We start from the raw sequence: 4,613 nt of genomic DNA on the forward strand, positions 1-4,613 counted from the left end.
TATTGCGCTTGAAAAAGTTAAAAGGGAAAGTTTTTTCTTTTTGGTCTTTCCCTTTTGGCAGCATCGTGATGTCGCTTCCAATTATTTCCTTAAAATGTTTCCGATCCTGTTGGTTCTTGGTAGGCAATACCTCGCTTTTGTTGGCGATAATTGGCGACAACAGGGTAAACAACACCGCGCAGTCGATTTATGCAACCAACCGGACGATGGACTGCTAGACCGTTCCAGGGAGAAAATCGCAAGTTTTCACAGAAATCGTATTGTTTTTCAAAATCAATGATTTGATGCTTGACGGTGAGACGACCTACTGTGAAGAAGGGTGATTCTCTTTCCTTCCAGGGAATTGTGGTATCGTCGATCGACATATTTGGGCTGGCTTGGAACTGAATGCCAAATTCCCAACAGTATTCAGCATCAGGTTTCCCAAGAGATTGAATGATATCATCCCGGTAGTAATTGTCCGGCTGATTCGGATCTAAGCCGAGTGCTTTAGCGCGATCGCCAAAAGGAAGTTTAGGAATTCCCGGTCGAGACTGGAATGCAATCCTGTCGTGGGGTGGCTGGGGTGAAACTGGAGTAAACGCATACTTAATCACAGCCGGATATTCCACAGGAACGACACTCGTCTGGTCGGGGTCGAAATCGGGCTTGAGACCCAAAGCAGAGGCTGAACTGCTCCAATACCGCTGTGTCAGTAAACTTTTCGGAGCCTCGCCCGTACCCTTGAGGAGTGCTAAGAATTGCCTGGGATGTTGAAAAAGCCACTTCTTTGTTGCCTCCTTTGACTCAACGACAGCAGAAAAAAAGCCGTAGTAGTCTCGGATAGTTTTAACAAAGAAAAACACTGAATTGTGAACAATAATGTCCTGGGTTTTCGACTCATAGCTTTGCTCAAGCCGTTCCCCCTCAACCCCCATCACTTTCACTGCCATTGAGCGGGTGTCCGCCTCGTAATCATTTTTTATTTGGAAAGCCCCGTTGGCAAATCGCAGCCAAACAGGATATTGTTTGGGTGAAGAGAGCAAGCCTTGCTTGATGGAAATCTCTTTAACCTGGGAAGGAGTTAGCGCAGTGCGATCGCTCAATTCGCGTTTAATCGCTTCCTCATCAAAGTCAAAGATTTCGAGAATTCCTTTCACAGCAGCATGGCTTTTGGTATGGGTATCTCGCAGCGCCCGCTCTTTATCCTTGTACAGATTATCCATCCGAATCGTGACTTGTTCAGTCAGAAGATCGTAGTATTTGCGTTCGTCTTGTTCGGGATATTCCGTAAATAACTTCTTGTTCATCACAAAACCTTCGGTTAATCGCTAAAAAAGGCTCTACACAAACCGTTATCTCTGTTACTCCTTTCCCGCTGAAAGAATTCACAAAACCACAACGACTCGCTTGCCAACGGTGCAACGTTCTTGATTAATACTACATGACTGGGTTACTCCGGGTTGGTAAATGCGAAGAGATCCGTAATATCTATTACCGGAGTTCCCAGGATTTTGGGCGCATCTTGGCGAGCTGAGGCATAGGCTGGATTAACGAATATCAGTTACCCCATAAAGAAGGCGATCGCTTTTAAAAGCCTAGTTCTGTACATTTTTCTGATTGGCAAGATAATATTTGTCTTTTTCTTGCTCATTTTTGAGGGCGCAGGTGTGTTTGCGCCCTCAACTACCTTGAGTCTTAGTTGTCAGCTACAACTTAAAGATTGAATGAGACTTTGTACTTGCGATCGCTTGGTGGAACATTACGATTCACTAAATCGGAGACTGTTTTGGTATTTTGGATAATTTCCCAACCAACCTCCGAAAAAGTTTCCTTATTGAAGACTTTAGGCGATAACAAAGGATTAGTTAAAGCTTGGGAGAAAGCATCAATACCAATTATCCGTGCTACCAAAGGCGGAATTGCTGAATTTTGCCGCACATCTTCGGCGTACAATCCGACAAAGAATTCAATATTATCCACATGACCGTACAACTCTTTTAATTTCTGTTGAGCGTATTCGTCACCCGTAATTTGATTGAAATCGGTCACTCTGGGATAACCACAAATTTCGCGGTAATCGTTATAACTGGCTAACTGCGCCTGCCGTCCGAGTTTAACAGATGCTAGTTCGGTAGCATCAATAAAGGTATAGGGTGTGCCTGCGATCGGAAAATCAGGTGTGTTAAACAAACCAATTCTAGTGCCTGGTTGGGAACAAGTTTCTTCCATCAATGCACCCAACCCTTTATCGATTAACATCTGATTATTCCAGAGGGAATCGTACATAGATGTTTCTTTGCCGTCATAGATAAAGTTTTCAGGAAGCGCACTATGCCAGCGATAGACAAAACTAAACTCAATCGCCATCCAATTTTCTCGATACCAACTTTCCTTGGTAAAAGCTTCCGGATCGGCAAAGAACCTAAAATTATAAGGCGTAATGTGGAAAATGTACTCTTCCATGATGATATTGAGAATAATCACCATGAGAATATTTCTGGCGGTTTGAAAAAGTCTCTCATCGTCCCAATCTGGATAGTTTTTGGACAAAACATCACAAATTCGATTATGCTCCCTGATACATAAAGTGTTGAGCATAACATAGCCAATTTGGACGTTTGCCCGTTCAACTCCCATTGCAAAGATCTTGGCTTTCTTTTCGGGGGGTTGCCTTTTCTCATCATTAATTGGCTGATAAAGACCTTCAAATTGAGGATCGATAATACCCTGTTCGGGATCGGCATAATAAAAGAGTGGATACTCTTCTTCTACGCCATCTTGGCGCTTGAGTTTTTGGGTTTTAAATTTACCGTCTTTGAAAGCTCTGATCAGATTTGTTTGTTTGCGGGTCAACCCGTAAACATTACACATATCAATCTGATGGTTGGAGGTATTTTTGAAGCGGTTTTCCCGATCGATCCGCAGAAAACTATCTGTAAACCACTGCACCCAATAGGGAAAGAGCAGAGTCGATTTGTCCGAATAAATGGTTTTTCCGTCTCTTTTTTGGAATAATGTCTTTACTTTGTCGAGTGGCGGCAAATTCCCTTCTTTGTTAAATTCCGGTTTGGGAGGTAAATGTCGTCCTGTATAAGTCTTGTCTGTCAGTGAATCCCAAGAGGTATAGGTATCAGTTTTCTTGGGATGATCTGTCCCTGGAATTTTGGGATCTAGGCCCATTAAGCTATAGGGAAGCGGGCGCGTCGGAAGTTTGTAAATGATACTATTCAGAAAAAATTTGTTTAGCTTACGTTTGAGAGGCTCGTAACTTTGAACTAAATCCCAAATTGGCTTGAAATGAGTCAAGGTATATGCTAAAGCTTTGTTGCTCAATCCATCTCTAGATGTATCTCTTGCCATGATTGCTTTTCCTTTTGATTGTTGTAGATTAGATCGTCTTCTTATGTTCGGTTACGAGAGAAAGTTTTCTCATTTTTCTACATTTTGAATTACTTTGGAGATAACCTTTTGCAGATTCTTAGGACGATAGTCTTGGCGTTTTTTCAATCGCTCGATCGTGCTTTCGTGAAGCTCCTCAATAGCATCGCCCACCTCGCGGAACTTGATTCCTGCCAATTTGAAGAACCCAGGATCGTTTTTAAAATCAATGTCATAATTGGGATTGATACCTGTGGGAATGGCACTTATATCGAATTCAAGCCCCAATCCAAGGTTACGGGTTGAATCGATCATCCATTGTAAGGCGGCATCTGATAACCCCCTGTATTCTTCCGTTCCACCGCCGACGCAGCCATGCTCGCCAGGAAACCAAACTTGAATAACCCGCTGATTCTCAGCATCAGGATTTTTCTTCATAGGCGTAACATCAAAGATTTCGCGAACTTCGTCGATCGCCACGGCGTGCAACGCATTCTGAATCAACTGATTTAAAGTGGTGTCGTGAAATCTGTACCTCTGATTGAGCTGATCGTGAAACTTCTTGAAGGCGGCTAGACCGGGAATACCAAGCGCTCCCACGGTGTCGAAACAACCAAGCAAAGTGATGGGGACGCGATCGCCGTATTCTTCGCGGTAATCCCTTGCTACACGATCCTTTGGTTTAATACCTCGGTTACGGTAAAGCTCGTAAGCTTCCGATGCTCTGGTAACATAAGGGCGATCTAGCAGACCGGAGCAATAGATCATCCCCGCTAGACTCCTGACTGTGTAAGCACCGCGACTGAACCCAAATAGATAGATTTCATCACCGCGCTCATAGTTGAAAGAAAGAAAACGATAGGCATCTTGTATATTTCGATCGATTCCCAGTCCAGTGGCTCCGCCCAAAATCTTGTTACTCTCTACTCCAATTCCCTCATCATAAAAAACGATCTGTGGAACTCCGTCACTACCTCTCGATTTCACTGCCTGGGCAAGCTTAACTATATTACTTGGGTAACTACTATTTAGTTGTTGCCAAGTTCCATCACAGCAAACGATCAAACGTTTCATTTTTTCATCCTCTCCTTGAATTTTAAATTTAATAGCGAGCGACAATCAGCCATTGCTTACTTCCTTTGCAAATCGTCAATTATTTATTGCGCTTCTATCGCGTCAGGTTAGTGTTCCTAATTTATGCTCCAAACTTGTCATAATACTCCAACGAGTCTTATTTATTTTTATTAGCGAAA

General features: G+C 43.1%; 3 protein-coding genes. All 3 read right to left on the reverse strand.

Annotated elements, in window-relative coordinates:
- Positions 1 to 89: 89 nt before the first annotated feature.
- The 3 genes from H6S82_RS19255 to H6S82_RS19265 all read right to left on the reverse strand — a co-directional run bounded on the left by H6S82_RS19255 (position 90) and on the right by H6S82_RS19265 (position 4,434).
- Entirely contained in the window at positions 90 to 1,289 is a 1,200-nt protein-coding gene (locus H6S82_RS19255) for a catalase (protein ID WP_191056574.1), read from the reverse strand.
- Positions 1,290 to 1,695: 406 nt separating this feature from the next.
- Entirely contained in the window at positions 1,696 to 3,342 is a 1,647-nt protein-coding gene (locus tag H6S82_RS19260; RefSeq protein ID WP_190463580.1) for a peroxidase family protein, read from the reverse strand.
- Positions 3,343 to 3,411: 69 nt separating this feature from the next.
- Positions 3,412 to 4,434 carry a DUF2235 domain-containing protein gene (locus H6S82_RS19265; protein WP_190463578.1) on the reverse strand — a complete coding sequence of 341 codons (1,023 nt, stop codon included), beginning with the start codon at positions 4,432 to 4,434 and terminating at the stop codon, positions 3,412 to 3,414.
- Between the last annotated feature and the right edge of the window lie 179 nt (positions 4,435 to 4,613).

The organism is Planktothrix sp. FACHB-1355, assembly GCF_014748295.1.
Lineage (GTDB): Bacteria > Cyanobacteriota > Cyanobacteriia > Cyanobacteriales > Aerosakkonemataceae > Aerosakkonema > Aerosakkonema funiforme_A.

Excerpts from the sequence above, each read along its gene's own strand:
- H6S82_RS19265 (WP_190463578.1), bottom strand. The coding sequence starts at position 4,434 with ATGAAACGTTTGATCGTTTGCTGTGATGGAACTTGGCAACAACTAAAT.
- H6S82_RS19260 (WP_190463580.1), bottom strand. The coding sequence starts at position 3,342 with ATGGCAAGAGATACATCTAGAGATGGATTGAGCAACAAAGCTTTAGCA.
- H6S82_RS19255 (WP_191056574.1), bottom strand. The coding sequence starts at position 1,289 with ATGAACAAGAAGTTATTTACGGAATATCCCGAACAAGACGAACGCAAA.